Raw genomic sequence first — 25298 nt, 5'->3', positions numbered from 1 at the left:
AGTCAAAAAAATCAATATTTTTATTTTACTTTTTAGTTACATTATTGTTACTTTGTTACTTTCAGTGAACATCTTTGTAACTTTTAACTCTAAGCAAAAATATTGACTTATAATTTGGTTTGTTGCGATGGCAACGAAAGGGAGAACAAGGGATATGGCTTTAAAAAAAAGGATTATTGTTACACTTGCGGCAGTTTTGTCCGTCATGTTCGTCTTTTTTGGAGCGACTAAGGTCCAAGCTGCTCGGACTGATATGGTCGATGTATCTAATAATAATGGTGCAATGACTGTTTCTAACTTCAAGAATATGCACGACAGTTATGGCGTCAAAGCTGTGGCAATAAAAATTAGTGAAGGTACATCTTTTAAAGATGCGAATGCGGCTGGTAATATATCAGCTGCTAAATCTGCTGGGATGTATGTCAATGGTTATCACTATGCAAGATACAACAGTGTAAGTGGTGCAATTGCCGAGGCAGATTACGCTGCTAAGTTGGCTCAAGCCGATGGTTTACCAAGCGGGGCTGTTTTAGCAACTGATGTTGAGAGCTCAGAACAAAGTGGTTTGTCAGTATCACAAAATGATGCTAACAATGCAGCTTTTATGAATGAGGTTGCCAAATATGGTTACCGTTCTGTTATTTACACAATGGGTTCATGGGTTGGATATAAGATGAGTGTCAGCCAAGGCTGGATTGCATCATATCCATATGACCCAACAGGTAAAGAATGGTATACAACTGAACATGCTTGGCAATGGTCAAGTACTTATAAGTTTAGTGGTAGTAGCGGTAATTTTGATGTTTCTGAATTGTATGATGATTACTTTACAAAGTATTCATCACCAACATCAACTACAACAACAACTGATAACAATTCATCAGCTACGACCGACAGTAGTGCTAACTCAAGTAGTAGTACCGTTTCTAGCAAAAATGTAATTAAAGTTAACAACACTTCTGGAAATTATGTTCCATTGATGGCCTTACAAAGTGATGGTACGATGCAAAGAATCACAAATCGTGCTTTGAGTAATAATACATCATGGCAAACTGATCAAACTAAAGATGTCAATGGGGTAACTTATTATCGTGTTGCCACAAATGAATGGGTTGCAGCTAGCTTTCTATCAGGAGCTACAACTAATAGTGGTTCAACTGATAGTTCAACAACTAAGAATGTAATCAAAGTTAATAATTCAGCCTCATATGCTGTTAAACTAGAAGCACTTCAAAGTGATGGCACGATGAAAGTGATTACAAACCGTGCTTTGGCTAATAATACATCATGGCAAACTGATCAAACTAAGGTAGTCAATGGGGTAACTTATTATCGTGTTGCTACTAATGAATGGGTCAATGCAAGCTATGTAGTAAAATAAATAATTTTGAAATTTAATTTAAAAGTGAGAATAAATTTCTCGCTTTTTCTTTTGCTTTAATTTTTTCAATCATTTATAATGACTTTAAACAAGGGAGTAACTTGCAGAAGTTGCCTGTGGCAAAATCATCAACAAGACGTAGCTCTGGTTTTGTCTTAAATAGTGAGACTTGTACGCTTATTTAGTGTGCAAGTCTCTTTTTTTAAAGGAGGGGTTTTTATGAAGGATGAACAAAATGTCAAAGCAAGGTTTTATGCTTTAGACGAAGCTTCACTGTTAAAACAATTTAATACCAGTGAAGAGGGATTGAGTAGCGACGAAGCAAAAAAACGTTTGGAGCAAAACGGTCCCAACGCCTTAGCACAAGGCAAGAAAAAGACGATGTTTCAAAAGTTCTTTGATCAATTCAAAGACTTTATGATCATTGTTTTATTAGTAGCTGCTTTAATATCAGGTATTGTCGCCAAAGAGTGGGCCGATGCTGGTTTAATTTTGGCAGTTGTTATCGTTAATGCAATCTTTGGTGTTTTCCAAGAATCAAAGGCGGAAGAAGCAATTGATGCTTTACGTGAAATGTCAACGCCGGAAGCTCATGTTAAAAGAAATGGGAAACTAGAAACTATCAGCAGTGAGGACTTGGTAGTTGGTGATGTAGTTTTACTTGAGGCTGGTGATATTGTTCCAGCTGATATCCGCCTGTTAGATTCAGCTTCCATGAAAATTGAGGAATCAGCTTTGACTGGTGAATCAGTGCCAGTTGAAAAAGAAGCTGAGATTTTACCAGATGAAGATATCCCACTTGGTGATCGCAAGAACATGGCTTATATGAACAGTAATGTTACCTATGGTCGTGGTACAGGTATCGTAGTTGGTTCTGGTATGAATACCCAAGTTGGTCAAATCGCTGGTATGATCAACAAAGCTGAAGAAACTGGAACTCCACTTCAGGATAATTTGAATTCATTAGGTAAGACGTTGACTTGGTTGATTTTAGGAATTGCTGCCGTGATTTTTGCGGTTGGTATTTTCAATAACCACGAAGGTTTACCAATGAATCAATTAGTTATTGAAATGATGTTAGTTGCTATTTCACTAGCCGTTGCTGCTATCCCAGAAGGATTGCCAGCAATTGTTACAATTATTTTGGCCTTAGGTACTACACGAATGGCTAAAAGAAAAGCCTTAGTTCGTAAATTGCCAGCTGTTGAAACTTTGGGTAGTACGGAAATTGTCGCATCTGATAAAACTGGTACTTTGACGCAAAATAAAATGACCGTTGAAAAAGTTTACCAGTATGGTAAATTGCAAGATTCCTCAGCTCCAATTAGTGGCACTGATAAAGTTTTACAAGTGATGACTTTTGCTAATGATACCAAAATCCAAAATGATGGTGTCTTAGTCGGTGATCCAACTGAAACAGCTTTGGTCCAATTTGGTTTTGATCATGGCTACAAAGTAGAGGATGAATTACAAAAAGAACCTCGTGTTGCTGAAGTACCGTTCGATTCAGAACGTAAATTGATGTCGACGATTCATCAATTAAGTGACGGTAAATTCTTAGTTGCCGTCAAAGGTGCTCCGGATATGCTTTTACAGCGAGTAACCAGAATTCAAGCAAGTAAAGATGAGGTCCGCGATTTCACTGACGCCGATAAAACAGAATTGTTGAAACAAAATAAAGCCATGGCTACACAAGCTTTAAGAGTTTTGGCAATGGGATACAAGATTATCGACGCTATTCCTGACAAAGTCGATACTGAGACAGTCGAAAACGATTTGATTTTTGCCGGTTTAATTGGAATGATCGACCCAGAACGTCCTGAAGCTGCCAAAGCGGTTGAAGATGCGAAAAAGGCTGGAATTCGTCCAATCATGATTACTGGTGATCATCAAGATACCGCTGAAGCTATCGCTGGTCGTCTTGGCATTATCAAACCGGGTGATGACGCTGCCGTTATCACTGGGGCTCAATTGGATCAAATGAGTGACGAAGAATTCGCGAAAAAAGTTAAACAGTATTCGGTTTATGCTCGTGTGTCACCCGAACATAAGGTTAGAATTGTCAGTGCTTGGCAAGATAAGGGTAAAGTCGTTGCTATGACTGGTGATGGTGTAAATGATGCGCCAGCTTTGAAGTCAGCTGATATTGGTATCGGTATGGGTATTACAGGTACTGAAGTTTCTAAGGGTGCCTCAGATATGGTTCTTGCCGATGATAACTTTGCCACTATTATTGTCGCCGTTGAAGAAGGTCGTAAAGTCTTTTCCAATATTCAAAAATCAATTCAATATCTTTTGTCCGCTAACTTAGGTGAAGTTTTGACTTTGTTCATGATGACCCTATTGGGATGGGATATTTTACAACCAGTTCAATTGCTCTGGATCAACTTAGCAACTGATACTTTCCCAGCCATTGCCTTGGGAGTTGAACCAACTGAACCAGGAATTATGGATCGTAAACCTCGTGGGAGAAAATCAAGTTTCTTAAGTGGCGGAATCGGTTCATCGATTATTTACCAAGGAATTCTTGAAGGTTTGATTACTTTAGGAGTTTACGGTTTAGCAATCATGTTCCCAGTTCATACTGAAAGTGCTGCTATGCATGCTGATGCTTTAACAATGGCTTATGCAACCTTAGCCTTGATTCAGTTGTTCCATGCATTTAACGTTAAATCAACTTACCAATCAATTTTCTCAGTTCATCCATTCAAGAACAAGATGTTCAACATTGGTGTCGCAACTTCCTTTATCATGGTTGCTTTAACAATCGTTGTTCCTGGCTTTAACAAATTGTTCCACGTAACAGAATTGAATCTCTTACAATGGTCAATCGTTCTTGGAGCAGGCATTCTGATGATTATCGTGGTTGAAATCGTTAAAATGTTCCAACGTCAAAGTAATAAGAAATAATACTTTTTGTTAAAAATAACAGCATCTATTTTCTAAATAAGTTGGAGAATAGAGGCTGTTTTTTTGATTTTTAAAAAATAAACAGTATATAACACTTGAAAACTGTTAGTCACTGTTATACACTGTTTACATTCAAAGGAGAAAATGAATGGAAATTATTATCAATCACTCATCGATGATTCCAATCTATGAGCAAATAGTTGAACAGATCAAGACTTTGATTCGTAAGGGTGAATTAAAGGAAAATGATAATCTTCCATCAGTTCGGTCGTTGGCTCGTGAATCAAAAATCAGTGCCTTAACGGTCAAAAAAGCTTATGATCAATTGGATCAGCTGGGTTTTACGGTCACGATTCATGGGAAAGGGACCTATGTTACTGCAACTGATACTGATTTGTTATTCGAAGATCAAAAAAGAGAACTGGAAGAGGACTTTGAGAAAGCTATTCAAAAAGGTCGAAGTTTTGGAATCAGTGATGGTGATTTAAAAAAATTATTTGAATTAATTTTGGAGGATTAAGCGTGTTAGAAGTAAAAGACATTCAAAAAACTTATCCTAAGTTCAAACTGGATTGTTCTTTAAAGGTAAAACAGGGTCAAGTTACTGGTTTGATTGGTCAAAACGGTTCTGGTAAAAGTACTACTTTTAAGGCAATTTTGGGCTTAATTAGAATTGATAGTGGTTCAATTACGTTGTTTGACAAACCTATTTCACAGTTAACTGTTGCCGATAAGGAAAATATTGGAGTTGTTTTGGCGGACTCTGGTTTCAGTGGCTTTTTGACAATTAAGGATATCATGCCGGTTTTGAATAATTTATATAGCAATTTTGATAAAGAATTTTTTAGTAAACAAGTTGATAAATTTGAATTGCCTTGGAATAAAAAAATTAAAGAGCTATCGACGGGAATGAAAGTGAAGATAAAAATTTTGGTTGCGATGTCGCATGGTGCTAAGTTGTTGATTCTTGATGAACCGACTGCAGGATTAGATGTCGTGGCTCGAGATGAATTGTTGGATATTTTAAGAGAATTTCTAGAAAAGGACGAGGACAATTCGATTTTAATTAGTTCCCACATTTCTAGTGATTTAGAATCATTGTGTGATGATCTCTACATGATCAATCAAGGAAAAATCGTTTTGCATGAAGATACTGATGTCTTGTTAAGTGAATACGGAATGTTGAAAGTAAATGAAGACCAATTTGCTAAGTTAGATAAAGATTATCTGCTTAAAATAAAAAAAGAAAGTTTCGGTTACAGTTGCTTAACCAATCAGAAACAATTTTACTTAGAGAATTATCCTGATTTAGTGGTCGAAAATGGCAATATTGATGAAGTAATTACAATGATGAGTCGAGGTGACAAGTAGTGAAGGGACTTTTTGTGAAAGATTTTGAGTTGATGAAAGAACAAAAGAATGCTTATTTATTGATAATCGCAATTGCATTAGTTATGACGGTCTGGTCGAAAGAAAATTATTTTGCAATCGGATTCTTGGGTTTGATTGGATCATTGTTTACATTAAGTTCGATCAGTTACGATGAATTTGATAATGGTAACGCATTTTTATTTACACTACCGATTACAAGAAAAAGTTATGTTTATGAAAAATATTTATTTGGTTTAACCATTGGGATTTGCTTTATAATTGTTGGCATGATGATTAGTTTAATAGCTGTAGTTATTAATCATGTTGAAATGACCGGAATTTTTGAACAAGCGTTGCCAATGCTGTCGATGATAATTATTGCTTTAGCTTTAATGTTGCCGATCCAATTAAAATTTGGTGGTGAGAAAGGAAGAATTATCCTTATTGGTATAATTGGAGTAATATTTTTTCTAGGGATGCTGATCAAAGATAATCTGCAAGCACTGAATTTAACAGAAATTATCCGAAAATTGTCAGAGATGAGCGATGTAACCTTATTTTTGTTCTCTCTATTGGTGGCAATAGTAGCTTTGATAATTTCTTTGTATAGTAGCATCTTGATCATGGAAAAAAAGGAATTTTAAAAAGGCCCCGATACGAGGCCTTTTTCTGAGGTGAAAATATGAAAGCAGCATTTATTAAACAAACTGGTAGTTTTAAAGAAATCCAAATAGGTGATCTGCCAATACCGAAAACTAAAGCTGATGAAGTCTTAGTTAGGGTGATAGCTGTTTCAGTTAACTATGTTGATACCTTTGTTCGCGGTGGTGGGTTTAAAACGGAAATGAAATTTCCCTTCGTAATCGGTCGCGATGCTGTTGGTGAAGTGGTTGACACTAATAATGGTTTCGTTAAAGGTCAGTTAGTTTGGACCAATAGCATGGGATATGACGGTAGAACTGGAACGACTAGTGAATTTGTTGCTATACCAAAAGATAGACTTTTCGTTGCACCTAAGGTAGATCCAATTAAATTAGTAGCGAGCGTCCATTCGAGTGCAACTGCTGCCATAATTTTGAGAGATATTTTTCAGATAAATAAAGGTAAGAAAATTTTGATTGAAGGTGGAGCAGGGCATGTTGGTCGTAAATTGGTTGAGTTAGCAAATTTAGCAGGTCTTGTGGTTTCAACGACTAGCAATCAAAAGGATTTTGCCAAATTAGCACAGCTGGGCTCCAAGAATTGTTTTGACTATCAACAGTCGACAGCAAAAATTGCTGATAAATTCGACTATATAATAGATACTTCTGGTAAAGTTTCTTTGCAAACTAATCTCGATAAACTGAATTTGTTCGGTCAAATTGGCTTAATTACCGCACCTAAAGATAACAATTTCAATTTCAACGTCCGGCAAATGTACACCCAGAGTCAGTCGATCAAAGGCTTTGTCATCAGTCACGCCAGTTTGTCACAAATTCAGACTTCAGCTAAGTTGTTGAATCAATATTTTGCCCAGGGTAAACTTTTGGATGAGGAAATTTTGTCACTTCCCATCACGCAAGCTCAACATGCGCATGAATTGATGGAACAACACGTTAAAGCTAAATTAGTTTTGACCGTCAATTAAGGTGATCAATTGATTTAAATCACTAATTTCAAAAGTAGGTCGAAAATTAGTGTCGTTATTAACTTTTTTAGGGTTGAACCAGACACTATCTAAATCAGCTTTGTTGGCTCCAGAAATATCAGCTGTTAGGGAGTCCCCAATTACTAGCATTTGCGATTTTGACCAATTCAAATCATCGACAACGTATTTGAAGAAAGTTGGATCAGGCTTTTGGTAACCGATATCTTCGGATAAATAGAGTTTTTCAAAGTATTGCATCAAGTGTGATTGGGTCAATTGGTTGTATTGCTTGTCTTTAGTTCCGTTGGAAACAGCAAAGATGCGATGATTGTGGCTTAATTTTTCTAAAGCATTTTGTGCATGGGGCATTAACACATCTTGCATTTTGAAGAGGTTTAAGTAAGTTTGATTGAACTTTTCGCCATCAACTTTACGATTAAAGTGTTCAAAATAAAGTTTAAATCTTTTGACTAACAAATCAGAGCGAGTTAATTTTTTTTGTTCAAATTCTTCCCAAAGTTGATCATTTAGCACATGCCAGTATTTAATTTGTTCCGGATTGAACGGAAAGTCAATCAACGGAGACATTTTGTGGAGAGCTTTTTCAGCATTGGCCTTGGTATCAAGAATCGTGTTGTCCAAATCAAATAACAAAATTGGATATTTCATAATTTTCCTCCATTTATAGTTCTCATAACTTTTATTATACTGGATTATTGAAGCGTGATAATGATAAATGATTTGAAGTTGGAAACTTTTTTTACTTTATTCACCATGTTTTTTTCCACGGATTACGTGATCAGCGTGCTCTAACATTTCATTGATGACATCGAGAATATGTGGATCATCTAGGCGGTAATAATTAAATTTACCGTCTTTTTTTGAGCTGACTAATTGATGTTTTTTTAAAATTGCCAATTGGTGTGAAACAACTGACTGTTCGATATTTAAAGTTTGACTGATTTCATTGACGCTTAATGATTTTTCTTCCAGTAGCTTTAACATTTGTAAGCGATTAGGATTGCTTAATAATTTGAAAATTCGTTCTGATTCTACTAATTGGTTAGGATTTATTAAATTAACCATTTTCTTACTCATTTTAATTAAGTCCTTTTTGTATATTAACTTAATTATAGCAGAACCAAGAGATGGGTAATTAAACCACTATCCCAGAAAACGTATAAACCGATGGTCAGATAACAAATTTTCATTGCCGTATCACCGTATTTTTCCATTAAGTGTGAAATGAGTGCAAAATTAGATATCAATTTGATTAGAAAAACAATCACGATGGTTAAACAGCTAATGAATAATAATGTCAGCAGAAAAGTTTGTAAATTCTCTTGAATTAGAACCGGTAAGAAAATTGATAAATTACAGCCTGCACAGACGGATAAATAAGTAAGCAAAACGCTGATTATGTTTGATTTATGGGTAGGGTGTTTTTCATCATCATCGTCATCATGAAAAGCTAGATAGATGGGGATTATTCCTAGGGTTCCTAAAATCCACTCAGGTAGAAATGTTGATAAAGTTTTACCAAGAATAAAACTGAGTATCAGTAAAATGATGTTACCCAGTAAATAACCGATTATAACCTTAACTAAAGAATACTTTTTTAATAAGAAAAGTAACATAAAGAAAAAATCAAGATTTACACTCAAAAACGTTAACAGTAAAAGCCAGTAATTCATTTTTTGCCTCTTTCATATGTTATTGATAACATATGTTGATTATAACATATATAATTCAAAAAAAACGAACAAGTCTATTTTGGATTTAGTAGACTTGTTCGAATATTTTTGTTTTGAGGATAATTGTGATAAATCTGGGAATTTTCAATATTCCTTATTAACAGATTTGATCACCTAATTTAACCATTTGTTCATGTCTTTCTTCATCTGTTAATGGCTTTACGTCTCTCCAGTCAACAACTGAAAGGGCACCATCTAAGATTCCTGAGTTATCTTTTAAAGCTAGAGCATTATGCCATAGAGAAATATTTAATCCGTTTGTCATCAAATCAGCATCGTTAGGGGATGTCTTTAAGTCGTATCCGGCGTTATTTTCCAAAGTTTCTGTATAATTAGGATCTTCATCTTTTAAGATAACGATTTGGAATTTATCACCAATAGCACAGCTACCACCAAGGCTAGAGTATTTATTTGAACCATCATCTGTTGTTAGGATCATTGGGTAACCGCTAGGAATTCTTTCGTTTAAGTATGCTTGTGCTTCATCTTTAATATTAATTTTCATAAATGTAAAACCTCTTTTTATTTATTTTGTTAAATTATCTTGTGTTCAATCTTTATTACAAATACTAGTATACATCTTAAATCGATTATGTGCAAGTTAATTGCACACAATTTATTATTTAAAATTAAAAGATGTACTTCATGCACATCTTTTTTTAGCTTAGCAGATTTGGTCGCCAAGTTTAACCATCTTATCATGACGTTCTTTTTCAGTTTCAGGTTTTACGTTTCTCCAATCAACAACTGAAAGGGCACCGTCCAAAATACCTGAGTTATCTTTGAGCGCAAGGGCATTGTGCCACAATGAAATATTCAAACCTGCTGTAAAGAAGTCAGTGTATTGTTCTGCTGTACTCATAACATAACCAGCATTATTTTCTATGGGAACAGTGTACTTAGGATCGGCATCTTTAAGAATAACTAATTGGAATTTATCACCAATGGCACAGCTACCACCTAAACTTGAGTACTTGTTTGATCCGTCATCAGTAGTCAAAATAACTGTACTTCCTGCAGGAATTTTGTCTGCCAAATATTTTAGTGCATCATCTTTAAAATTAAGTTTCATAATTAAGATCCTTTCCGTCACAAAGTTAATTGTGCAATTGCTATTTGTACGCAACCTTTATTACACGTATTAATTTACAGCATAAAAGAATCAGTTGCAAACATCTTGCTCACATAAAAAATATAAAATATTAATAATGTTTTGTAAGTATTGGAATAAAAGCTATTTTTCTGCAATAAATTTTTTTGAGATAGATAAAAATGTTAAACCAAATAGTAACAATGTAATCAAGAATAAGACATTTTCACTAACATCGCCAGTGCCTAAAATTCCTAAGGTGTTCCATAGTAATGGGGCAAAAAACGCACTGATGATCGTAGCAATTGTTAAGTAACTACTTAAAGTATTGATTTGCTCCTGTTTAAGACCTTGGTTGCTAGTGAAGACTAGAAATGGACCTGTATAGGAGTAAATAAAATTAAAGAAGACGGCACTGGCAATCGCAATTATGCCATTGTTTGTTATCCAAAGTAATAGTAGTGAGAGTGCAGCTCCACAGTAGCCAAGAGTTAAAGTATAGCGGTGAATCTTTTTATGAATCATACCAAAAGTTAATCCAGCTAATAATCCTCCGAGATTCATTGCTGAAAGAGTCCAATTAATAATTTGAGAATCACCTAGCTTTTTGTAAGTGAAGTAACTAGGTAGCTTTAATTGCACGCCCCAGATTAAAAGATAAGTAATAAACATTATTAGAATCAAACGCCATTTAGTTTTTGGTAAGGAAGCCTTTGATTCTTTTGAATCAACTTTGATGTTTGGTACAAAGAGGAAAATCAATAGAGCAATGATTAATAATAGTAGATGTAGGAAAAATACTTGATGCCAAGAGATTCCAATCAAAATACCAGCAAAAGCCAATAAAATAGAATTCCCTAAAGCAGTCAAACCAGTCTGATAACCCAAGAGCCGAGCCCTTAATTCACCGGAATAAGAATGGGCAATCAAACTGATGGCATGTGGTGAAAATAAACCGACACCTAAACCTAAAAGGATTCGACTGACAAAAATTGCCCAAAAGTTATTGATGAACGCGGGAATCAATCCAGTCAGGGCACTGAAAATTAATCCAGTGACTACAACAGCTTTGATCGAAAACTTTTCAGTTAATTTGGGATTTAAAAGTAGTGTCACTAAAGCACTCAAATTGGCAACGGTGACTGACCATTCAATCAGAGTTGTCGGAATAGTAGGAAATGACTGTTTGAGTTGGGGAATAACGCCAGTGATAATGGTGGTTATATTCGTGACAGTTGATAAGCTTAAGATACTGATAGTAGTTTTTAATTTTTGTTTCATACTAGGCCTCGGAAGTCTTTAATAGACTTACCTTATCATCTATTAAAGTCTGTTTGAGGACATTTCTACAAGTAAAGGAGGACAATTCTCACAGACATTTGGTCAATATAGCAGAGTTTAAAAAAAGCGACCGACAATTAAGTGGTCGCTTTTACTAATTATTATGTTTAAATTCTTGGTCAACCGCTTTTTGAGCAGCCAAGTTTAAATAGTTGAATGGTTCATCAAAGTTAGGCGAGAACAACATATCAACATAAGCTAAGTCATCAATCGTATTTTTATTCTGAATGATGACAGAAATCGTGTTAGCGGACTGGGAAATTTCGTGTGGACTCATTAACTGAGCACCTAAGACACGGCGGGTTTTGCGGTCATAGAGCAATTCAATGTCGATAGTTGCATTACTTGGCATAAAAGCCGGGCGGTAAATGCCGTTGAAGAAGACACTTTGAACGTCGAATCCAGCAGTTTTAGCGGCTTCAATTGTCAATCCAGTGCAAGCCACGGTTTGATCAAACAATAACATTGCAGTTGTGGCTTGAGTTCCCATTGATTTAAGGTGATGTTTGAAAAGATTTGCTCCAGCAATATTTCCTTGTCTAATTGCATGAGATGCTAATGGAATATAACGTGAGGTCAAAGTCGGATTGTAATGAACTTGGGTGACGTCACCAGCTGCAAAAATATCAGGATCTGAGGTCTCCATGTATTCATTCGTCAGGATTGCACCATTTTTAGCCATCTCAACTTGGCCCTTTAAAATATCTGATTGTGGTAAAACACCAGGATTGATAGCAACCATATCGACAGTGAAATTTTGGTTGTTAGTTTTAATTAGGACTTGGTTATTCTCAGTGTTTTCAAAACGCGTGACAGTTGTTTTAGTTAAAACCTTGATATCGTTTTGCTCCAGAAGAGTCTTCACGTTTTCAGCCATAACTGGGTCCATATATTCATTCAACAAGTGTGTGTGCTTGTGGATCAAAACTACCTCATGACCGGATTTGACGTAACCCTCAGCTAACTCGACGCCAGCATAACCTCCACCGATGATGGCAATTTTATGACATTTTTTTGCAGCCTCGCCAAGTTTTCTAGCTTGATCACAAGTTTTACAAAGCATAACTTTTGGGTTCTCAATACCTTGAATAACGGGAATCGAAGTTCGTGAACCAGTAGTCATGATCAACTTATCGTAAGTATCGTTGATGAATTCTTTAGTTTTTAAATTCTGAGCGAAGATAGTATGTTTCTTGGAATCAATTGTGATTACGTCATGCTCCATTCGCATATTGACGCCCTGCTTGGTAAATTCATCGGGATCAGCATACATTGCGTCTTCCAAATTGGGGACACTTCCGCTGATATGGAGATAAGTCGCACAAGACAAATAAGAAATGCTTGCATGTCTTTCGTAAACGGTAATTTCCGCGTCAGGGTAGTACTTTAAGCACTGTTTCATAGCCGAGATGCCGGCGTGGGTACGTCCAATAATGGCAACTTTCATTAGAACATTTCACACTTTTCTAATTATATTTAATATAATTTTTATAATATTTTCTATCTAATGTAGAGTATACTAAAGTCAAGATGATTTGTTAAAAATGTAAGCGTAATAAATCAAATTTAAAAAAAGAAGGCATTTAATGAAAGATATTTATCGGTATTTTGTACAGCCACAGATTGATATGCACACGCAGACCATAATGGGCTATGAACTTTTAATTAAGAAATGGACTCCCGAAGGTTGGAGACTTCCTGAATCATTCGTTGATATTGACGTCGGTATCGTTTCAAAATTGTTAATCGCCAGTACAAAAATTTTAGGATTAAAGGTTCAATATTGTTCAGTTAATGTAAACCGTGAGCAACTGATGGATACGCAAATGACTGATGCTATTATTCAAAGCCAAATGCAACTTTTTCCAACTAAGTTGGTAGTTGAATTAACTGAAGATAAGGGACCTAAAGAATATCCTGACAGTCGGTTGATTCCACAATTAAGAAGATTTATGGAACATGGGATGCAAATTTCACTCGATGATGTTGGTACGGGTATCAATGGAATTGAGCATATTAAAGATTTGTTACCATTAGCTTCAGAAATAAAGTTTGCTCTACAAAATTTTCGTTCTAATATCGAAGATCCCAATTTACGCGAGAAATTGATGAAGTGGAAACATCTCGCCGACAAATTTGGACAGAGGCTAGTACTTGAAGGAGTCGAAGACAACCAAGACGATTTAATGAGTGATAGCCTAGGAATTAACTTCCGTCAAGGCTATTATTACGGTAAACCAGAATTATTGCCATTGCCAGGTGATACTACAGTATTGTCTGCATAAAAAAAGTGTCGATGAATTTTTGAAAATTCAATCGACACTTTTTTTGTTCACAAACTATCTAACTCTAGTCATGGGAACAATGTGATGTTCAGAAACTTGATAGTAGGTCTTATTAGCAAATTCCTTTTGACCACCCAATGAGCAAGTTGTTCCTTGTAATAAATCGTGTGGTAACTTTTCGCCCTTTAGATTGTAGGTCGTTGCGTTAGGAACGGTTACTTCAATTGAATATTTACCGTTACTAGATGTCACAACATCATTCGTTCCTGTAACATCTGGAGAACCATTAGTAACTATTTTAACGTCTCTGGCTTTAACTAATTTATCTTTGCCAACTAAGAAGTAGAGATTTTGCTCTTGAATACTCTTAACGGTGCATGTCTTAGTTGAAGCAGCTTGAACAGGTGTTGTTGCGATGACTGGTGCAACACCGACTGTAAATAAAGAAGTTAATAATAAGCATTTGTTTAATAGTTTCATGATCTAATCTCCTAAAAGATACCTATTTAGATTTCTTTCATTGATAACTAGTTTATTAATATCCTGTTATCAAAAATTATCATAATACCCTCCGTCTAAAAAAGCTTGTTTGACATGTTGCCATTGTGTATATTTTTGTGCCAAAAGTAGGTGAATACTCATTTAATTCAAAGATATTATCTAATTTTTCGCTAGAGTTGGCATTACGTCAAGGTTTCATTGACAACAAAAATTGTAATGTTACCCTTTACATGTACAAAGGGGGATGTCAAAATGGCAGAATTAGAACCAGCAGAAAGCTTAATGCAAGCAATTCACACCGCAAGTTTAGATCAAGAAGTTCAAAAGAACTCTGAATTGATGGGCCTCTTAGTTAAGAGTGCAAAGCAATTAAAAAAAACTGACAATTATCATCAAGTTGCCGCTAATTTAAACAAATCATTACAATATTGGGGAATGGGTCACACAGGTGGTCCTAAAGCAATCGATGTTTTATATCAAGCAACTATCAACGACACACACGGTCGTGCCTATCAAAAGTTGCCAACCGGAATGGAATAACAAAAAAGAGCAGGGAAGATGTCCTTGCTCTTTTTTTGTCGTGAGGTGGATGCGCTATGACCATTTGAATTTTAGTTAGTAAAATTTTATAAAAAATAGAAGACATTACAAGATATGCATGGGACCGCAGCAAACTAGTAGTGCCATACTATCCATACTTCACCACCACCTCAAAAAATAAATTCAATTTTCGTTTATTTTTTATGGAAAAATTATGCCAAAAAGACAATAATAAAAAAGTATTTTAGTATGTATCGAATGGTTGTGAGGATAAGATGATTAATCGATTACTAAATTTCTCAGCTCAAGTTAGAAACACTAAGTTAGCCAGTGCTGTACGTAATACCTTAACGTTGTTGTTTCCAATTATGCTGCTAGGCAGTTTTGCGGAAACTATAAAATTCGTTTTTCTAAATAAAAATGGTTATATGTCTCAGATGTTTGGCATCTATCATTGGTTGCCGTATGACAAGGAAATCAGTTGGGTCATGGGAGTTATTTTCCACTGTACCATTGACATGATTGCCTTGTATGCTGCATTTGGAATAGCCTATTACACCGCTAAAGAATATCAAAAAGAAGGAGCAATCGCTGGAGTCATTGGATTACTGGCCTACTTAATTGTTTCTTTTCAGCCACTGGAGGGTGGAATCCCAAATTTTAGCCATTTTTTGATGTCTGAAGGAATGCTATTCGCTTTAGTTGTAGGCTATTTTAGTAGTCGCCTGACAATTTTTTTTGAAAACACAAAGATCAGTGATCATTTAAAAATTATTTTACCAATTTTTATCGTGATGTTGGTTGCAGCCGTGCTTAATTTAGCCAGTTTAAGCTTATTAAGATTAGAAATTCCAACTTATGTAGCCAGCTTTGTCGTTAAGCATACGCAATTCAATGCTTTGTTGTACGTTTTAGGGATGGGTGTCTTAACTAATATTTTATCTTGGATGGCAGTCGGGGGACCATTTTCTGGAAGTCCAACTTTTACCGATACGGCATCGATGGGAAATATGAATGCGGCATTAAAGGCAGGTAATTCTTGGAACGTACCCTACAAATACACTGATACTACATTGTTCCATAGTTTTGCCAATTTTGGTGGCAGTGGCGTGATGATTGCTTTGATTATTGCTATTTTAATTTTTTCTAAAAAACAACGGACTCGAAATGTTTCCCACTGGTCAATTTTTCCGGCGATTTTTAATAATCACTATGCAATGATGCTCGGAATTCCAGTATTATTCAATCCAGTATTTTTGTTGCCGTTTATTATCGTGCCATTATTCAATATGCTAGTTGCCGCAATTTTTATCAGCCTACATTGGATTCCGATTGCGGCATATCCAGTTCCTTTGGGGACACCGGGACCTTTGATAGCCTTTATCGGAACGAACGGTAACTGGTTGACCTTAATTTTAGGTGCATTTTTATTAGTGATCGACGTCTTGGTTTATTGGCCATTTGTTAAATTATCCGATCAAATTAGTCAAAAAGCTGGTGAAATCGATGAAAACTAAAATTTGGTTTAGTAGCATTTTAGGGGTAGTCGTGGCTGCAATTTTGATTTTTGTTTCGCTCGGGTGGTCACATCAAAATGTAAATGATCTTTCAAAACTACGTAATTCTAAATTGTCGCCAGTGATTATGATCCCAGGAAGTTCCGCGACTGAGAATCGCTTTGACACGTTGGTCAAGAAGCTGAATCAGCACAATCGTAATCCCCACAGCTTGATTAAAATTCAAGTCAGCACGGAAGGTAAACTGCATTTCACCGGGGAGTTGAGGAAGGGTGATAATGAACCAATTTTTGTAGTTGGATTTGCTAATAATCACGATGGTTACGACAATATTAAGAAGCAAGCTAAATGGTTCAATCTGGCTTTTAAGGCTATCACGAAACAATATAACTTTAATAATTTTAAGGCCATCGGTCACTCAAATGGTGGTTTGATCTATACGGCTTTTCTGGAAAATTATTATTCCCAATATGCCGATCAAATTACGATCAAACAACTGATGACTATTGGTTCACCATATAATTTCAATGAAAAATCGGTTCAGCACAAAACTCAGATGTTATCTGATTTTATTCAAAATCGTAGTAAAATTCCTAAGAATTTAAGTGTTTATTTTGTCGCCGGAACTGAAACTTACAATTCAGATGGGTTAGTACCATTGGGAAGCGTGATGGCTGGTAAATATATTTATCAAGGTCAAGTTAAACACTTTACAACGATTTCCGTTTCTGGTTCGGATGCGCAACACTCAGATTTGCCGCAGAATGATCAGATTATTGATTTGATCAATCGTTATATTTTGGATCCTAAGAAGTTGCCACGTAATCAGCAAGGTGCAATTTCAATGGATGGTCAATAAAAGCACTTCTATGTATTTTGCATAGAGGCGCTTTTTTTGCTGGTTAATTAGTATTATGATATATTCTATTGCACGAAAAGAGGCTTTTAAGATGCGTTGGATACCGGCATTGTTTATTTTATTTTTAGCTTTTGTTAGTGGTTTAGATATTGTAATTAATTATAGGAAGTTGACGCAACCAAGTTTTGTAGTGTTAGCTTGGCTGTATTTAGTTTGTCTTTTGGCAATTTTATTTATGCCAATTTCTTCAGATGGAATTACGATTCAAATCATGCCACCAGGGATTGGACGGGTAAATCTTCGTCAATTACAAATCAATAATCTTCAATTTTACGAAAATATTTTAATGACGGTGCCTCTGGGAGTTATAATAAAAAAATATTTGTCAAAAATTCCATTAACACTCGTGGCAATTTTAGGGATATTTTTTGGAACAAGCTTTGAGACGATTCAATACATTTTGTCACATGTGTTCTTTATAAATCGGACTAGTGATATTAATGATATTTTGTCCAATGCCTTAGGGGTTGTCATTGGAGCTATATTGATGTTGATCTATCGACAAATGAAAAAAGATAAGTAGAGGGGGGAATTCTGTGAGTTGGATAATTGTTTTAATTTTTGGAGCACTTTTAGCAGGTTTTGTTCAAGGTGTGACTGGATTTGGTTCAGGAATTGTCATGATGGTATTTCTGCCCAGTCTTTTGCCAATTAATCAAAGTGCGGGAGTTTCAACGCTAACAATGCTGATTGCCACAATTATGTTGGCTTGGCGATATCGAAAATCGTTAACGCCCAAAAAATTGGTTGTTCCATTCGCAATTTATATTGTCGTAGCCGTTTCTTCGTTACTTATCAGTGGAAGTTTAGCTAGCAATCACTTGAAAATCTTGTTGGGACTTTTATTGATAATTTTATCATTGTATTATTCAGTCATGAGTTGGAAATCTATTACCGTAAAGGCAATTCCGTTTATTGTTATGGTAATTTTTGCCATCATATCGGGCTTTTTCAACGGTCTATTTGGCATTGGTGGGCCATTAATGGCACTTTATTTCTTAACCATTTCAGAATCAAAGGAGAATTACTTAGCAAATTTACAAACTTTTTTCCTATTAGATACTCTTGTGATGACGACTTTGAGATTTAGTTCTGGTATTTTGACGTTAGATAATTTGAAATTTGTTATCGTCGGTATTATTGGAGCATTACTAGGAACGATTCTGGCAAATCGATTAGTCGGCCATTTAAATATTAGAATCATGAAAATGATAATTTATCTTTTTATCGGATTTAGTGGTTGTTATTATTTGTTGACTTCAATTTAAAAATGGTGTGCTGTATTTTTACAAAAAGAGAGAGCAATAATATTAAAGTCGTTGACTGCAATATAGTTGCTCTCTCTTTTTTGAGGATTATTCAATTAGAATGTCAAATATATTTTTGATTGCTTGTAGTGCCTGTCGCTTTGCGGAATTATTTATTTTACCGACAATTTTTCCATGTTGTCCTTGAAAGTCATATCCTAATAAATTACCAAGGATAGCATATCCGTGAATTGACTGATCTTCAATTTTGATTTTCAGACCAGAGGGAAAATTTCCGGGAATTTTTGAAGAGGTTATCGGAAAGCCAACTATCATTCCTGTATTTTCGTTATAAATTTTACCGCTGATTACAAGCATTGGTCGACGAAAATTTTGATCATTGTGACCACCATATTCTTTGCCTGCATGTGGCTCTGCGTCTATCCAGATTATATCTCCTTGATTAGGGAAAGAATTTTTACCACACATTTTCTTTACCTACTAAGTTACCATTGTCCTTAATGTTCATTTCTCGCATAGCTTCTCTGAAATTAAAATCAGTATCAAATAGATTTTTATTTTTGTTAGGTTTATAAACAATTGTTCCGTCAGATTTTAATACTGGTTTATAAATTGCATCTGGAACAACTCCAAAAGATGCAGGTACAGTTAGGGTGATTGAATTTCCTTGCTTTCTAGCTTTTACATTTGATGCAGTAGCTATTTGTTTCAATTACATTCACTCCAATCCCTTTATTCTACGTAATTATATATGTAATTACGTAGGTGGGTCAAATTTTTTGGTGTATAAAGTAAATTACGTTTTTTTCTAAATTAGAAAATTGAATTTAAAAAATTATGGAAAGAACTTATTTGGAAATTTTACGTACTTTACAAAAGTTCAAAGTAGCATCATCGGTGTTTCAGCTCATCACGGAGATTGTGTTGAAGACACTTATAATCTTCACTAATAACGTTTTTAGCTTGCGTCCTATAAAAATAGTCCGTATAATGCATCTTAACTATGTTTAAGAAATGAGGATTATATATTTGATTACTGTAAGTAACGTTAGTTTGCACTTTGCCGATCGCAAGTTATTTGAGGATGTAAATATCAAGTTTGCCCCAGGCAACTGTTATGGCTTGATTGGCGCAAATGGTGCCGGTAAATCAACTTTTCTAAAAGTGTTGTCGGGTGAAATTGCGCCTTCAACTGGTTCAGTTAAGTTAGGACCTAATGAACGTTTGGCAACTTTGAAACAAAACCATTTCGATTATGACGAATACACAGTTATGGAAACTGTTTTGATGGGCCACACTGATTTGTATGAAATCATGCAAGAAAAAGATGCTATTTATATGAAGCCGGACTTCAGTGAAGAAGACGGGATGCGAGCAGCTGACCTTGAAGCCAAATTTGGAGAAATGGGTGGCTGGGAAGCTGAAGGTGAAGCGTCACAAATGCTACAAGGGTTAAATATCCCTGAAAGCCTCCATCAAGAAAAAATGGCTAATCTAACTGCTGGTCAGAAAATTAAAGTTTTATTAGCGCAATCACTTTTTGGCCAACCAGATGTTTTGCTTCTCGATGAGCCTACTAATGGACTCGACGTTGATTCAATCGACTGGTTAGAGGAATTCTTGATCAATTTTGAAAATACGGTTATTGTCGTATCCCATGACCGTTACTTCCTCAATAAGGTTTGTACCTACATGGCCGATCTCGATTACAACAAGATTCAACTTTATGCTGGTAACTACGATTTCTGGCAACAATCTTCACAATTAGCTCAACAGATGAAACAAGATCAAAATGCTAAAAAAGAAGAAAAAATCAAGGAATTACAAGATTTTATCGCCCGTTTCTCGGCTAACGCGTCTAAATCTAAGCAAGCGACTTCTCGTAAAAAGATGCTCGATAAGATCACATTAGACGATATCCAACCAAGTTCGCGTCGTTATCCATTTATTAAATTCGTTCCTAATCGTGAAATCGGTAATGATTTACTACAAGTTAAAGATTTGACGATTTCAATCGATGGCAAGACCGTATTAAAGAATGCTAATTTCATTTTGAACAAAGATGATAAAGTGGCTTTCCTAGCCAAAAATGATATGGTTACGACTGCACTTTTCAAAATTCTAACCGGTGAATTACAGCCAGATTCTGGTACAGTAACTTGGGGTGTAACTACTAGCCAGGCATACTTACCAAAGGATTTCAACGCGATGTTTGACGAGGAGACGCCGATTATTGATTGGCTACGTCAATTTGCCGAAAAGGGTGAAGATGACGATACTTTCTTACGTGGATTCTTAGGAAGAATGCTTTTCTCAGGGGATGACGTAACAAAGTTGGTCAACGTTTTATCCGGTGGGGAAAAAGTTCGAGTAATGTTATCCAAGATGATGTTGTTAAAAGCCAATGTCTTGTTACTAGACGACCCAACCAATCACTTAGATTTGGAATCGATCACTGCCTTAAACGACAGTCTAATCGACTACAAAGGTTCAGTTCTATTCGCTTCACACGATCACCAATTTATTCAAACAATTGCCAACCGTTTAATTTACTTAACAGAAAACGGCGTAGTCGATCGTGCCGATACGACTTATGATGAATTTAGAAGTAATGAACAAGTAGAAGCTCAAATAGAAGAGCTTGATAAATAATAAAATAGGAGCCAGGATTGTCAAATATTTAACAATCTTGGCTCCTATTTTGATTTAAATTAAACTGATTTCTTACGGAAACTGTATACAGCTAAGCAAAGGAAAACTAGAACGTAAACTACATAGCCGACCGAAATTTGTGTCATGGTTAAATGAGTAAGTTGATGATAACTGTTAGTTTGAATTTGTGCGCCTAAATTCATCATATTTAAAGGATTCCATTTTAGCCATTCAAACTTAGCAACCAAGGCAAATAATAATTGATTGAAAACATTCAGCACAAAATAACCTATGATACCGATAGTTAGAGCAAGATTAGAACTGTTAACTAGCGTTCCTAATAAAATTACAAGACTTATTAAGAATAATAAAGTTAAAAAATCATTGAGATTAGTGAGTAAGAAATTCTTCCAAATCTTTTCAGTCAAATCAACTTTATTAGCAAAAATGAATTTGAAAATCACACTAACGACTGAACTGCAGATGACAGTTGAAATAGTGAACAATATTAAGGTAATGATTTTACTAAGGATAACTTGCACGTAAGAGAATTTCCGATAAAGTAGGGAGCGCAAGGTACCAAATTGACGTTCTTTTGTGATCAACATGCTACAAATAGCAATCATGAAAAAGAGTATTGGTGCACTAGCAAAATAATTGCTAGTAAAAGCGTCTTTTGGTGAATAAAATTTTGGATATTTCATTGAAATAACAGCAAAAAATAATTGGAAAGCAAATAAGACGATTAAAAACAATTGAGTACTACGTTGTTTGCAGAGTTTATAAAATTCTTGTCTAATTAAGGTTATCATTTTGAGCTCCTTGTCCATCTAAAACTTGTAAGAGTGATTCTTCCAGATCGCCATCTTGCTGTTTAATGTCACGAATGGTGATATTAGCAGATAACAATAGTTGTAATAAATTATTAATTGAAAAATTATCGGTGATAGGGATCTTCAAAGCAGCTTGTTGCTCAGCTTGATAATTATTTCTCAATAACAGATCAGCAGCTAATTGATTATTGTCAGTTTCAATCAGATAAAATTTCTTATTGGCTGCTAAAAGATTTTCCATCGTTGTGGCAGTAACGATTTCACCATGATTTATCACTACCACGTCGTCGGCGATACGTTGTAACTCACTGAGGATGTGACTGGAGATTAAAAAGGTGACGCCATTATTTTTTTCGCTAACGATTAAATCACGCAATTCCTTAGTAGCTTTAGGGTCAAGACCGTTCATTGGCTCATCCAAAATAACCAACTGGGGATCATTTAAAAGTGCCAAACCAACACCGAGTTTTTGTTTCATACCCAATGAGTAACTCTTAGTTTTTTGGTTAGCAAAACGCTCCATGTGTAGCTTTTGAATAATGTTGTTGACCTTTTCTTCACGATTTTTGCCAGTCGCAAATAATCGCAGTTGTTCACGACCAGTCAAGTATGGATAGAGTCCGGGATATTCAATCAAGGCACCGACTGATTCAAGTGGTTGGTGTTGATTAATTGAAGCTTCTTGGTTAGCGATAGTGATTTTTCCATCAAAGGGCAAAATTCCTAAAACGGCTTTCATGATAGTAGTTTTACCGGCCCCGTTAGCCCCAATTAAACCAACGATATGGCCTTTTTGCATTGAAAAATTAATGTTTTTTAGAACGTTTTTATGACCAAATGATTTGTGTAAATTTGAAATTTCGAGAAATTTAGTCTCCAAATGTATCTCCCCTTTATCGTATGTCTGTATCAGTACACTAATACAGTAAAACATCACATGCGAAAAAGCAAGATAGTTTTAGTATTTTTTTATCGTGTCACGCTTTCGAACTGAAACGAGTTACACAAGCCAGGCCCAGCTATATAGCTACATTTCCCAAATCACACGCAAGTTCGGCGTGCAATTCGTGAAATTAGGCTATCTGTCTTGGCCTAAACGGCTTGTTCCACTCTCTGATACAAAACACTTGTCAGAAAAAAAACTAGAGGTCATACTAATATAAAGCCTTATAGTTACAAAGGAGAGATAATTATGTTTGCTAGTTTAGTAAATGAAAGTAAGCAACTGTATAAAAATGTAAAAGTCGGATTCTCATGGACAGAAATGATCTTTGGATTTTGGACGCCTGTTTTTCGAGGGGATTTCAAATGGGCCTCGGTATTAGTACTATTAGAGATTCTGTTTGGTTCATTCACTTGGGGTGGGGGAGCCTTTTTAGTAACGTTTGTTTTCGCTTTTTTCTACAATCGATTTTATGTCAAAGATATGGTTGCTCAAGGATATAAACCGGCTGATGAAACTTCAGCTAATATTTTGAGAACATACCGTTACATCTAAGAGTGATGGGGATATTTTTCTAAGCGAAATAATCCTTCTACATCACGCTTAGTTTGACTATTTTTAGGCTGATAACCCATTTTTTTGTAGGATCTTAAAGCTGTGATGGAAGGCGGTAAGACCCATAGTGATCACTTCCTATAAGTGTTTAAAAGTTAAGGTGATTTGAAAATTATTAGGACGGGTATCTAATTTTACTTTTCCCCCTAGGGTGGTAACGAGTGACTGAACAATACTTAGACCCAATCCGATACTTTGATTGTTGCGAGAACTGTCAGCAGTGTAAAAACGATTGAGTAGCTGATTACTATCAGTTAGATTCTCATCGGTTTGATTTTGAAAAATTATCTGGATAATTTGTTCGGATTTAAATAAGGAGACAGTCATATTATCTGAAGCGTATTTTAAAATGTTTCCAATTAAATTTTGGAAAATGCGTCGGAACATCATTTCATCACTTTTTACAATGATATTAGGTTCGATTTGAATGTGTGCTTTGATTAAATGAGCTGACAATTGATCATAATAGTTGAATAATTCGTTTTGCAAAGTATCAGATAAGTTGAATTGTTTAGGATTAAGTTTCTTACTTTTTTCTTGAATTAAATTGAAGTCCATCAAGTAATGTAAATAATAGTTAACTGAATCTAAGTTATTTTTAACGCGAATTAATTCTTTATTTTCTGGGACGCTGTCTTTTTGAGTGAGTAGTTGTACATATCCCATTGAAACAGTTAAAGGTGTTTTTATATCATGAGTCAGATTAGTTAACATTCGATTGAATTGTTTATTTTGTTTCTCTTGGTTTTCTCGAAGTCGGTTTTTAGCCTCTAAGTTCAGATTAATTGCTTTAGATAATCGTTTTATGATTTTAAGATTAGAACTAGTAGTCACGTTACCATTAGTATTGTTTTGATTAATGTAATCTAAATCTTTGGTGATGCGGGAAATTTCATGTAGGAGAAGAACAAGAAATAAAACCAAGACTATGCAAATTATTAGTAAAATTATCACAATATTCACCTTTCAAATGAAACGAATGCCAATACCCCAAATGGAAACTATGTAGTCTTTACCAGTCGCGACGTTTAATTTGTGTCGTAAATTACTGATATGGACATTTAGAGTATTATCGGAACTTTCAAAGTATTCTTCTTTCCATACCAGTTGGAACAGTTGACTTTTTTCATAGACTTGGTGTGGATGTGATAGAAGTAAACGTAATAAATAGAATTCTTTTTTTGATAGATTTAAGGATTTTTTGTTGGCAGTAACCTTGTGAGTGGAATCATTTAAGAAAATATTATCGTATGACAAAAAGTTTGATTTAGATTGGGAAGTATTCCTTAATTGCACTTGAATTCTTGCCTGCAATTCTGCTATATCAAAGGGTTTTGTTAAATAATCATTAGCTCCGTCGTTTAAAAGTGCGACGGTTTTTTCTTTGCTTTGAATGGCGGTTAAAACGATGATAGGAATCTGAGACTGCTCTCTAATAATTTTGAGAACACTTTCCCCATTAATCTGAGGCAACATTAAATCAAGAATTATTAGATTGGGTTTAATACTTTTGAAATCTTTAATACCACTGATACCGTTTATTGATTTGTAAACTAAATAATCATTTGATAAGACGTCAAATAAAAGTGATTGAATATCTTGATTGTCTTCTATTATCAGTATTTTCTCATGCATAGCTTTCTCCTAAGTATTTGTTACCTTAATCATATCTTATAAGAGTTATTGTTTCTTCAGAATTAATAATTAATTAAGGTTTATTTATGCAACAAATTAATTAATCTTGTTTAGTA

General features: G+C 35.1%; 28 protein-coding genes. 14 read left to right on the top strand and 14 right to left on the bottom strand.

Going from position 1 to position 25298, the window contains the following annotated elements:
• Positions 1 to 154: 154 nt before the first annotated feature.
• From U8521_RS01175 to U8521_RS01150, 6 genes are all read left to right on the top strand, one after another.
• On the top strand, positions 155 to 1381 hold the full coding sequence (locus U8521_RS01175) for a GH25 family lysozyme (protein ID WP_334351588.1): 1227 nt from the start codon (positions 155 to 157) through the stop codon (positions 1379 to 1381).
• A gap of 219 nt (positions 1382 to 1600) precedes the next feature.
• Positions 1601 to 4291, top strand: a complete 2691-nt coding sequence (locus U8521_RS01170; protein ID WP_334351587.1) for a cation-translocating P-type ATPase — start codon at positions 1601 to 1603, stop codon at positions 4289 to 4291.
• A gap of 148 nt (positions 4292 to 4439) precedes the next feature.
• The gene (locus tag U8521_RS01165; RefSeq protein ID WP_334332869.1) at positions 4440 to 4811 is read left to right on the top strand and encodes a GntR family transcriptional regulator; all 372 of its coding nucleotides are present in this window, start codon (positions 4440 to 4442) and stop codon (positions 4809 to 4811) included.
• A 2-nt stretch (positions 4812 to 4813) separates the two neighbouring features.
• Complete coding sequence (locus U8521_RS01160) at positions 4814 to 5662, top strand: ATP-binding cassette domain-containing protein (RefSeq protein ID WP_334351586.1); 849 nt, start codon at positions 4814 to 4816, stop codon at positions 5660 to 5662.
• A gap of 14 nt (positions 5663 to 5676) precedes the next feature.
• Positions 5677 to 6306, top strand: coding sequence for an ABC-2 transporter permease (locus U8521_RS01155; protein ID WP_334351585.1), 630 nt, complete (start codon positions 5677 to 5679; stop codon positions 6304 to 6306).
• Positions 6307 to 6344: 38 nt separating this feature from the next.
• Positions 6345 to 7289 carry a quinone oxidoreductase family protein gene (locus U8521_RS01150; RefSeq protein ID WP_334351584.1) on the top strand — a complete coding sequence of 315 codons (945 nt, stop codon included), beginning with the start codon at positions 6345 to 6347 and terminating at the stop codon, positions 7287 to 7289.
• On the opposite strand, the gene U8521_RS01145 is transcribed toward U8521_RS01150, so the two are convergent.
• From U8521_RS01145 to U8521_RS01115, 7 genes are all read right to left on the bottom strand, one after another.
• Complete coding sequence (locus U8521_RS01145) at positions 7269 to 7958, bottom strand: YjjG family noncanonical pyrimidine nucleotidase (RefSeq protein ID WP_334351583.1); 690 nt, start codon at positions 7956 to 7958, stop codon at positions 7269 to 7271. The genes U8521_RS01150 and U8521_RS01145 overlap by 21 nt on opposite strands.
• Before the next feature lie 96 nt (positions 7959 to 8054).
• Positions 8055 to 8387 carry an ArsR/SmtB family transcription factor gene (locus tag U8521_RS01140; RefSeq protein WP_334332864.1) on the bottom strand — a complete coding sequence of 111 codons (333 nt, stop codon included), beginning with the start codon at positions 8385 to 8387 and terminating at the stop codon, positions 8055 to 8057.
• 32 nt (positions 8388 to 8419) lie between these two features.
• Entirely contained in the window at positions 8420 to 8983 is a 564-nt protein-coding gene (locus U8521_RS01135) for a cadmium resistance transporter (protein ID WP_334351582.1), read from the bottom strand.
• Between the two features lie 157 nt (positions 8984 to 9140).
• Positions 9141 to 9548, bottom strand: coding sequence for an iron-sulfur cluster biosynthesis family protein (locus tag U8521_RS01130; RefSeq protein WP_334332862.1), 408 nt, complete (start codon positions 9546 to 9548; stop codon positions 9141 to 9143).
• Between the two features lie 159 nt (positions 9549 to 9707).
• Positions 9708 to 10115: an iron-sulfur cluster biosynthesis family protein gene (locus U8521_RS01125; RefSeq protein WP_334332861.1), complete on the bottom strand. Its 408-nt coding sequence runs from the start codon at positions 10113 to 10115 to the stop codon at positions 9708 to 9710.
• Positions 10116 to 10277: 162 nt separating this feature from the next.
• Positions 10278 to 11414: an MFS transporter gene (locus U8521_RS01120; RefSeq protein WP_334351581.1), complete on the bottom strand. Its 1137-nt coding sequence runs from the start codon at positions 11412 to 11414 to the stop codon at positions 10278 to 10280.
• A 154-nt stretch (positions 11415 to 11568) separates the two neighbouring features.
• The gene (locus U8521_RS01115; protein ID WP_334351580.1) at positions 11569 to 12921 is read right to left on the bottom strand and encodes an FAD-dependent oxidoreductase; all 1353 of its coding nucleotides are present in this window, start codon (positions 12919 to 12921) and stop codon (positions 11569 to 11571) included.
• 139 nt (positions 12922 to 13060) lie between these two features.
• Here U8521_RS01115 and U8521_RS01110 point away from each other — a divergent pair, with 139 nt between their 5' ends.
• The gene (locus U8521_RS01110; RefSeq protein WP_334332858.1) at positions 13061 to 13759 is read left to right on the top strand and encodes an EAL domain-containing protein; all 699 of its coding nucleotides are present in this window, start codon (positions 13061 to 13063) and stop codon (positions 13757 to 13759) included.
• 54 nt (positions 13760 to 13813) lie between these two features.
• Here the strand turns inward: U8521_RS01110 and U8521_RS01105 are convergent, their stop codons facing one another.
• Entirely contained in the window at positions 13814 to 14239 is a 426-nt protein-coding gene (locus U8521_RS01105) for an SLAP domain-containing protein (protein ID WP_334351579.1), read from the bottom strand.
• A gap of 273 nt (positions 14240 to 14512) precedes the next feature.
• Between U8521_RS01105 and U8521_RS01100 the strand changes: the two genes are divergently transcribed.
• From U8521_RS01100 to U8521_RS01080, 5 genes are all read left to right on the top strand, one after another.
• Positions 14513 to 14800, top strand: coding sequence for a bacteriocin immunity family protein (locus tag U8521_RS01100; protein ID WP_334332856.1), 288 nt, complete (start codon positions 14513 to 14515; stop codon positions 14798 to 14800).
• Positions 14801 to 15075: 275 nt separating this feature from the next.
• Positions 15076 to 16317: a PTS transporter subunit EIIC gene (locus tag U8521_RS01095; RefSeq protein WP_334351578.1), complete on the top strand. Its 1242-nt coding sequence runs from the start codon at positions 15076 to 15078 to the stop codon at positions 16315 to 16317.
• Positions 16307 to 17176: an alpha/beta hydrolase gene (locus tag U8521_RS01090; protein ID WP_334351577.1), complete on the top strand. Its 870-nt coding sequence runs from the start codon at positions 16307 to 16309 to the stop codon at positions 17174 to 17176. The genes U8521_RS01095 and U8521_RS01090 overlap by 11 nt, the downstream gene beginning before the upstream one ends.
• A 91-nt stretch (positions 17177 to 17267) precedes the next feature.
• On the top strand, positions 17268 to 17759 hold the full coding sequence (locus tag U8521_RS01085) for a VanZ family protein (RefSeq protein WP_334332853.1): 492 nt from the start codon (positions 17268 to 17270) through the stop codon (positions 17757 to 17759).
• A 13-nt stretch (positions 17760 to 17772) separates the two neighbouring features.
• Positions 17773 to 18504: a TSUP family transporter gene (locus U8521_RS01080; RefSeq protein ID WP_334332852.1), complete on the top strand. Its 732-nt coding sequence runs from the start codon at positions 17773 to 17775 to the stop codon at positions 18502 to 18504.
• A gap of 87 nt (positions 18505 to 18591) precedes the next feature.
• Here U8521_RS01080 and U8521_RS01075 read toward each other — a convergent pair whose 3' ends face one another.
• Both U8521_RS01075 and U8521_RS01070 read right to left on the bottom strand, forming a co-directional pair.
• Entirely contained in the window at positions 18592 to 18972 is a 381-nt protein-coding gene (locus U8521_RS01075) for a type II toxin-antitoxin system PemK/MazF family toxin (RefSeq protein ID WP_334351576.1), read from the bottom strand.
• Entirely contained in the window at positions 18962 to 19216 is a 255-nt protein-coding gene (locus U8521_RS01070; protein WP_334351575.1) for an AbrB/MazE/SpoVT family DNA-binding domain-containing protein, read from the bottom strand. The genes U8521_RS01075 and U8521_RS01070 overlap by 11 nt, the downstream gene beginning before the upstream one ends.
• 317 nt (positions 19217 to 19533) lie before the next feature.
• Between U8521_RS01070 and U8521_RS01065 the strand changes: the two genes are divergently transcribed.
• On the top strand, positions 19534 to 21156 hold the full coding sequence (locus tag U8521_RS01065; RefSeq protein WP_334351574.1) for an ABC-F family ATP-binding cassette domain-containing protein: 1623 nt from the start codon (positions 19534 to 19536) through the stop codon (positions 21154 to 21156).
• A gap of 59 nt (positions 21157 to 21215) precedes the next feature.
• Here U8521_RS01065 and U8521_RS01060 read toward each other — a convergent pair whose 3' ends face one another.
• Positions 21216 to 21968: an ABC transporter permease gene (locus U8521_RS01060; protein ID WP_334351573.1), complete on the bottom strand. Its 753-nt coding sequence runs from the start codon at positions 21966 to 21968 to the stop codon at positions 21216 to 21218.
• The gene (locus tag U8521_RS01055; protein WP_334351572.1) at positions 21952 to 22869 is read right to left on the bottom strand and encodes an ABC transporter ATP-binding protein; all 918 of its coding nucleotides are present in this window, start codon (positions 22867 to 22869) and stop codon (positions 21952 to 21954) included. The genes U8521_RS01060 and U8521_RS01055 overlap by 17 nt, the downstream gene beginning before the upstream one ends.
• A gap of 312 nt (positions 22870 to 23181) precedes the next feature.
• Here U8521_RS01055 and U8521_RS01050 point away from each other — a divergent pair, with 312 nt between their 5' ends.
• Complete coding sequence (locus U8521_RS01050) at positions 23182 to 23487, top strand: DUF2628 domain-containing protein (RefSeq protein WP_334332846.1); 306 nt, start codon at positions 23182 to 23184, stop codon at positions 23485 to 23487.
• Positions 23488 to 23625: 138 nt separating this feature from the next.
• Here the strand turns inward: U8521_RS01050 and U8521_RS01045 are convergent, their stop codons facing one another.
• Entirely contained in the window at positions 23626 to 24501 is an 876-nt protein-coding gene (locus U8521_RS01045) for a sensor histidine kinase (RefSeq protein ID WP_334351571.1), read from the bottom strand.
• 12 nt (positions 24502 to 24513) lie between these two features.
• On the bottom strand, positions 24514 to 25182 hold the full coding sequence (locus U8521_RS01040) for a response regulator transcription factor (protein ID WP_334351570.1): 669 nt from the start codon (positions 25180 to 25182) through the stop codon (positions 24514 to 24516).
• Positions 25183 to 25298 lie beyond the last annotated feature (116 nt).

This window comes from Companilactobacillus miaonis (assembly GCF_036913615.1).
GTDB lineage: Bacteria > Bacillota > Bacilli > Lactobacillales > Lactobacillaceae > Companilactobacillus.
Note: the sequence above shows the minus strand (reverse complement) of the source record. Positions and strands in the feature narration are given on the sequence as shown.

Coding starts and splice junctions, on each gene's coding strand:
- U8521_RS01050 (WP_334332846.1), top strand. CDS start 23,182: ATGTTTGCTAGTTTAGTAAATGAAAGTAAGCAACTGTATAAAAATGTA.
- U8521_RS01075 (WP_334351576.1), bottom strand. CDS start 18,972: ATGTGTGGTAAAAATTCTTTCCCTAATCAAGGAGATATAATCTGGATA.
- U8521_RS01110 (WP_334332858.1), top strand. CDS start 13,061: ATGAAAGATATTTATCGGTATTTTGTACAGCCACAGATTGATATGCAC.
- U8521_RS01085 (WP_334332853.1), top strand. CDS start 17,268: ATGCGTTGGATACCGGCATTGTTTATTTTATTTTTAGCTTTTGTTAGT.
- U8521_RS01175 (WP_334351588.1), top strand. CDS start 155: ATGGCTTTAAAAAAAAGGATTATTGTTACACTTGCGGCAGTTTTGTCC.
- U8521_RS01060 (WP_334351573.1), bottom strand. CDS start 21,968: ATGATAACCTTAATTAGACAAGAATTTTATAAACTCTGCAAACAACGT.
- U8521_RS01120 (WP_334351581.1), bottom strand. CDS start 11,414: ATGAAACAAAAATTAAAAACTACTATCAGTATCTTAAGCTTATCAACT.
- U8521_RS01105 (WP_334351579.1), bottom strand. CDS start 14,239: ATGAAACTATTAAACAAATGCTTATTATTAACTTCTTTATTTACAGTC.
- U8521_RS01145 (WP_334351583.1), bottom strand. CDS start 7,958: ATGAAATATCCAATTTTGTTATTTGATTTGGACAACACGATTCTTGAT.
- U8521_RS01095 (WP_334351578.1), top strand. CDS start 15,076: ATGATTAATCGATTACTAAATTTCTCAGCTCAAGTTAGAAACACTAAG.
- U8521_RS01125 (WP_334332861.1), bottom strand. CDS start 10,115: ATGAAACTTAATTTTAAAGATGATGCACTAAAATATTTGGCAGACAAA.
- U8521_RS01150 (WP_334351584.1), top strand. CDS start 6,345: ATGAAAGCAGCATTTATTAAACAAACTGGTAGTTTTAAAGAAATCCAA.
- U8521_RS01140 (WP_334332864.1), bottom strand. CDS start 8,387: ATGAGTAAGAAAATGGTTAATTTAATAAATCCTAACCAATTAGTAGAA.
- U8521_RS01165 (WP_334332869.1), top strand. CDS start 4,440: ATGGAAATTATTATCAATCACTCATCGATGATTCCAATCTATGAGCAA.
- U8521_RS01130 (WP_334332862.1), bottom strand. CDS start 9,548: ATGAAAATTAATATTAAAGATGAAGCACAAGCATACTTAAACGAAAGA.
- U8521_RS01100 (WP_334332856.1), top strand. CDS start 14,513: ATGGCAGAATTAGAACCAGCAGAAAGCTTAATGCAAGCAATTCACACC.
- U8521_RS01090 (WP_334351577.1), top strand. CDS start 16,307: ATGAAAACTAAAATTTGGTTTAGTAGCATTTTAGGGGTAGTCGTGGCT.
- U8521_RS01115 (WP_334351580.1), bottom strand. CDS start 12,921: ATGAAAGTTGCCATTATTGGACGTACCCACGCCGGCATCTCGGCTATG.
- U8521_RS01040 (WP_334351570.1), bottom strand. CDS start 25,182: ATGCATGAGAAAATACTGATAATAGAAGACAATCAAGATATTCAATCA.
- U8521_RS01135 (WP_334351582.1), bottom strand. CDS start 8,983: ATGAATTACTGGCTTTTACTGTTAACGTTTTTGAGTGTAAATCTTGAT.
- U8521_RS01170 (WP_334351587.1), top strand. CDS start 1,601: ATGAAGGATGAACAAAATGTCAAAGCAAGGTTTTATGCTTTAGACGAA.